This is a genomic window from Mycoplasma sp. 2248 (assembly GCF_034863245.1).
Classification (GTDB): Bacteria; Bacillota_I; Bacilli_A; order Mycoplasmatales; family Metamycoplasmataceae; genus Mycoplasmopsis.
Window position 1 is genome coordinate 1 of the sequence record NZ_JAYFFC010000014.1, and the last position, 7013, is coordinate 7013.

The window sequence follows — 7013 nt, forward strand, 5'->3', positions numbered from 1 at the left end:
GATTAGACTTAATTGATCAATTACATCAAGAAGCTAAAGACAATAAAATTTCTGACGAAACCAGAGATAAATTAATTAGCGAAACATTGAATTTAGTTAATGATTCAAGCTTTATAAATAACTTAAATAACATTAAAGCTAAAGACAAATTAATTCAACAAGTTAAAGCGAGCGACGTGCTTAATGACACAACCAAAGCAACATTAATCAATAACATTTTAGATAATGATGCTACAAGCGCAGAATTTGATAATAAACATAATCAAATTACTCAATTATATGTTGATGCTGAAGAATTGACTAAAGCTAAAAATGATTTAGTAGATTTAACCAAATCTAAGAAATTTGAAAAATTATCTAAAGATAAACAAGATGCAATTAATAAAGCAATTGCCAATTCAGATGAAATTTTAAATAATCTTAACTCTTATAGAAATGAAGATGTGGTTAAACAAACAATTATTGATAAAAAATTAAAACAAGCATCACCAATCTTAATCTGACCATACTTTGTAGCTGCTTCATTTGTAAGTTGATTAATTGGTATGTTAATCTTTGTATTTGGTAGAAAGAAAAAATAAGAAGTTAATTAACAATTAACAAACAATTAAAATCAATCAGTACTAGATAAAAATAGTGCTGATTTTTTGTATTTTTTAAAAAGCAAAAAATTTCACAAAAATCACTTAAAAATTTAATAAATGTGAAACTTTAAGAGTGAAAATATGTAAAAAATTACATTTTTTGTAAAAAAAAAAAAAAAAGTTGCCTCAAATATGATTTTTATGCTATATATATATAAGTATATTTAATATGAATATTTGACTTATAAAAAAGAATAAAATAAGTGCTTTTCTAGCTTAAAAATTAATAGTTTTAGCTTCATTAAGTATTTATTGAAAAAGGAAATTTTATGAATTTAAAAAACAAGAAAAAATGAATTCTTTTACCTTTAAGCGCAGGAGTTACAGCTCCACTCGCTTTACTTACAACAGTAAGTGCATCTGCAAATAATGAACCCCGTGAAGTGAGTTTATCACCAACAGGTAGATGAGATGAGGGTATTCAAAATTGAACAGGTAGAGAGAATATAGGAACATTCCATCCAAGTCAGACAGATTATGTATGAGAAGATTGTGATGAATATGGAACATACTATTATAAACATTGATCATTGAGTCACATAAAAGAGTTTCCTGAGTCCAAAGTAAGAGAATCTATGCAAATAGATAAAGTCGTAAATGAAGATGGTACAATTGATTGGACACTTCAGTATTTTAAACCTTTTGGTTTCGTAGAAATAGAAGGTATTGATAGTGAACAAAAAGCATATTTTGCTTTCTTTCTTACTAAAGACATACAATTAAGTTCACCTGTCGAAATTAAGAGATTCGAAAAAGATGGTTCTGATAGACTAATCACTAGTTCAGTTACGTTACAACCAGGACATGAATTATCTTCAAGTCAATTAAAACAAGTTGGTCTTGGTTGTTCTTGACATCACTATGGTACAAATGATGAGCTAACTAGATCTTCACTGGCTAAAGTTGAGTGATATAACCTTCAGAATAAACCGAGTGATAGTTCTAATCATAAGCAAAATCTTCTATTTTCGACATGAAATACAAACGATATTAATGATCCAGGTGGTAAATTTATTGATGGTAAGAAAACATCAATTAGAGATTTTACTTACGATTATGAATTTCAAACTGCCGGATGAGATCATTCAAAATATGAGATTAAATTTAAAACAGCACCTATTCCAGGTGCACAAAAAGGTTATTTTTCAGGAGTTATGACATCTGAAAGATCACGGCAAGATGATGGTACGTACTCTAGAGTTCTTTTAAATGGTGTTAGAAAGAAAGAAACAAAGAAATTTGAAAGATATCCTGTTATTGTAGAACAAGTGTTTGAGGATATTTATGACACTACAAATATACCTACAACCAATTCAACATTAACAAAGACTATTACATCTCCAGTGGATTGATCATATAAAACATTCACTAAAGATATTCAAATTCCTGCGCAAAGATTAACTCCAACATCAGGTAATGCATCTTATACAGTGAAAAATGAATATTTAATAAATGATATTATTCCTGCTAGTTTAAATGGACTTTCAAATGAGCAGAAAGCGAACTCTATTTCATTTAATCCTACTGCAATACCCGGATTTGATATTGTTTCAACAACCACGAATGTATATAGAAAAAAACTTAATAATTCATTTCTAGAAGATGCTGTAGTAGTGCAAACTATATACAGAAAAAAAGCTGATAAAACAAAACTTGAAGAAGAAATCAATTATTCGAAAGGTGATTTCTTTAATCAGCATCCATATCTTGATGCAGATGATGATTTAAAAAATGCTTACAATGCAGCTTTAACAGAAGCTAAAAAAGTATTTGAAAATGCTAGTGCAAGACAACCTCAAGTTAACGCGGCATATCAAAGTTTAAATCAAGCAAGATTGAAATTAAATGGAAAGATAAACTTCGATAATTTCAAAGAGAAAGCCAGAAGAGTTCTTTTTGAAAGTAATCCTACTTGAGTAGAAAGTGGAACTACTGTATCATTAATACCTCTAAATAAATTATTGACACTTCAAAGAGATGAAGCTTGAAATTTAATTAGTAATGCAAAAGATATTTCAGGTGCTACTCCTATTCGAACTTGAGCAGAAGAGCTTAATGATTTAAGAAAAGAATTAGAGCTATCTAAGGATATTAAAGGAAACCAAGATAATAATAATCATAGTAATTACACAGAAGCTACAACAGGTGCAAAAGAACCGAGTGATAATAAAAAAGATAATTTTGATGAAGCGATCAAAGTTGCTGAAAATTTAAAAGATATTTCAACCTACTCATCAGAATCTATTAATACAATTAAATCTGCTAAAGATGCATTAGTAGAAACTCGTAAAGCACTTAACGGATTTGATAATGTGAATGCTGCTAAAGCTGCTGCTCAACAAACTATTAATTCACTTCGAAACTTGAGTGAAACAGAAAAAAATAATGCTAATAATCAAGTTGAAAGTCAATCTACAATTGCTGGCGTTAATGATAAATTATTTGAAGCACAAAAACTTGATGCTAAAAATAAAATTCATCAATTAAGTAACTTGATAAATACTCAAAGAGATGCTGCTAAACGTTTAATTGACTCAAAATCATCTAAAGATCAAATTGATGCCATTGTTAATAATGCAACATCTGTCAATAATGAAGTTCCAAAACTTACTGCTGCTAAAGCGATTAAAACAAATAATGAAACAAGATATACAGAAGCATCAACAACTCCAAATAAATCAAACTTTGATAATGCTATTTCAGCATTAAATGATTTAACTACATATACAAACTTTGATAAAGCATATTCAAACTTACAAACTAAGTTAACTAATTTATCAAGTGCAACAGCTAATCTTAATGGAGTTACAAATTTAAACACAGCTAAAACAAATGCTATTGCCGCAGTTAAACGTTTAAATTTAAGCGGCACACAAAAAACTGAAGCTGAAAAACAAATTAATCAACAAACAACAATTAATTCAGTTAATGCAGTCAAAGCAAATGCTGAAGGTTTATCAAATGCTAGAGCTAAATATGATGAAGCTATTGCAGAAGAAGCAAAACCAAACTATATTGAAGCAACAGAAACTCCAAATAAATCAAACTTCGATAATGCATTTGAAGCTCTTAAAGGAGTAAAAGATAACACAAACTTTACTACTCCAATTAGTGGTTTAAGCACTTTAGTTTCAAATATGACTAGTGCTATTCGTGATTTAAATGGAAATACAAATTTATCTACATCTAAATCAAACGCTTTAATTGAAATTGGCAAATTGACTTTCTTATCACCATCTCAAATACAACTTGCTAAAACTCAAGTAAATGAGGTTGATACAAACTCAAGTGCTAAGGTTGCTGAAATTATTTCTAATGCAACAAAATTAAATGCTGCACGTGAACAACTTTCAATTGCTGATAATGATCATTTTAATCAACCTAACCATACAGAAGCATCAACAACACCTAAAAATAAAAAAGTTGCTTTTGAATCAGCAAGAAATGCTGTTGATGCTATAAAAGATACAAGCAACTTTAAAACTGCTATTCCAAATATTGATAGATTAACTACTGATTTACAAAATGCTATTAGAAATCTAGATGGAACTACAAACTTAAATAATGCAAAAACAGCTGCTAAAAATACTATTGATGGATTTAGCTCTGACACGTGAACTACAACACAAAAACAAACTGCTAAAAATGAAGTTGATTCACAAAAAACAATTGCTGGTGTTAATGTTAAATTATTAGAAGTACAAAAACAATATGCTTTTGATCAAATAGATAATTTAACAAACTTATCAAAAGAACAAAAACTTAAAGCAAAAGAATTAATTAGTTCAAAATCAACAAATGAAGAATTTAAAGATTTAGTAGGAGCATATAAATTAGTCAATAGTGCTCTTGCTATTCTTAATGATGCTAAAACAGCAAAGAATTCACCTAAATATACAGAAGCTTCAACAACACCAGCAAACTTAAAAACGGCTTTTGATACATCATTAGGTAAAATAAATGCTTACAACTTAGAAACAGAGACAAACTTTGAATCACTTGTAAACAAAACAACACAAAGTCAATTTAATGCAGCTGCAATTGACGTTAAGAGAAAAACAACTGCTCTTGATGGGGATAAAAACTTAGCAAAAGCTAAAGAGAATGCTATCAGAGATATCCGGTCATATACTAAATTAGATGAACAATCACAAAGAAATATTGCAATAGATACTGTACAAAAAGACGCGACAAACACAATTGCTAAAGTACAATCAATTAGAGCTAATGCTGAAAAACTTAATGCTGCTTTAGCCGCATTAGAAACTGCAAATGCTCAATGGCAAACACCAAACCATTTACAAGCAGATACAGACAGAAAAAAAGCATATGAAACTGCTAGAGCAAAATTAGATGCAATTAAATCACAAAATAATTTTGAATATGAAACACCAAATATCCAAACATTAACAAGTGATTTAAATACTAAAACAGCTGCTCTTAACGGAAATGATAGATTAAGAAAAGCTAGAGAAGCTGCTATTGCTAAAATCAATGATGCTACTCAAACACCTCATTTATTAGAGGTTCAAAAAACAAAAGCTATTGAAGCTATTAATAATGCACAAACTCTTGCATTAATTGATTCTATTTCTACAAATGTAAGAGATTTAAATAATGCTGTTGGTCAGCTTAAAAATAATGAAGCTGTTAAACAAACAGATGATTACAAACAATCTGAAGATGGTCCACAAAGAAACTTTGATTCAGTTCTTGGAGAATTACAATCTTGAAAATCAGTAACAGAGTTTACACAACCAACTCCTAACTTATCTACAGATTTACAAAGATTACAAACTGCAAGAGAAGCTCTTAATGGAGATGAAAGATTAAAAACAGCTAAAGAAGAAGCGCTTGCTGCTATTGATGCTGCATCACACTTAACTAAAGAACAAATTACAGCTGCAAAAAATGCTGTTAATGGTTCAAATGTAGTTGCAACAATTGATGCTATTAAAGCAAATGTAAAAAATCTTGATGATGCTAAAGCTCAATTAGAAAGAGCATTAGAAGCAGAAAAAACTGCAAACTATAAACAAGCATCATATGATAGAAAGCAACGATTTATTAATACTAAAAATGCAGTTAACAGCATTAAAGATCAAACAGACTTTACTCAACCAGTTGATGCTCAATTAGCTAAAAACTTAGAAAATGCTATTGCAGCTCTTAATGGTCAAGGTAGATTAACTACAGCTCAAATAGAAGCTAAAGCTACTATTGAAGGAATGTCTAATTTATCAGAAGCTCAAAAAACAGCTGCTAAAGACGCTGTTGATGCTGCAGATAGTCTTGGCTCAATTGAATCAATTAAAAACAATGCATCTAAATTAAATGATGCTTTAGGTGTTTTAAAAGATGCTATTGCAACAGAAACTACACCAAACTACACACAAGCTTCAAACCAAAAAGCATTTGATGATGCTAAAAAAGCAGTTACTGCATATAGCAATCACACCGACTTTAACAATCCAATTTCAAATATTGATGATTTAAAACAAGCATTAACTAATGCTAAAGGTGCTCTTGATGGAGAAGAAAGACTTAGAACTGAAAGAGAAAAAGCTAAATCTATTATTGATAATTTACAAAATATAACACCAACTCAAGTAACAGCTGCCAACAATTTAGTTGCAAATTCAAATGATTTAGAACAAATAAAAGCTATTGCTAAAAATGCTCAAGATATTGATTCAGCTTTAGGACAAGCTAAAGAAGATGGCAAAGTTAAACAACAAGTTAAATATACAGAAGCAGAAAGAAGTTTACAAACTGCATTTGACAATGCACTTGATAAAGTTACTGATTTAAAACAAAAAGTTGACTTCCAAAATACAGATGAACAGTTAACAACTAAATTAACAAACTTAACTAATGCTAAAAATGCTCTTAATGGAGAAACAGAACTCCAAAGTAAAAGAGATGCTGCTAAAGCTGAAATTGATAAGTTATCTCCATTAGATGAAGAAATCAAAAACAAAATTAAAGACCAAATTCAAAAAGCTACAAATTCACAAGTTGTAGAAAACATTAAAAATAATGCTAATGACTTAAATGAATTAGCACAAAAACTTGAAGAAGCTAAAGAAATTATTAATTCTCCAAAATACACACAATCAACACCTGAGGAACAACAACAATTCAATGATGCTAAAAAAGCAATTGAAAATGCTATTGCTGCAAAACCAGATGGAACACAACTAGTTGATAATAAACAACAATTAATTAATAATTTAAATAACGCAAAAGATGGTTTATCTGGAGCAAACAAATTAAAAGATGCTCAAGATGCTGCTCTTAGAGAAATTGAAAACTTACAAAACTTATCAGAAACTCAAAAAGATAAAGCAAAACAATTAGTAAATGCTG

Annotated in this window: 2 protein-coding genes; both read left to right on the forward strand. The window is 29.4% G+C overall.

Annotation, left to right across the window (positions count from 1 at the left end):
* A partial coding sequence (locus VBM91_RS03035) for a hypothetical protein (protein WP_323189234.1) occupies positions 1-581 on the forward strand: 581 nt, incomplete at its 5' end.
* Between the two features lie 332 nt (positions 582-913).
* Positions 914-7013, forward strand: a 6100-nt coding sequence (locus VBM91_RS03040) for a hypothetical protein (protein WP_323189235.1), incomplete at its 3' end; no start/stop codon positions are given.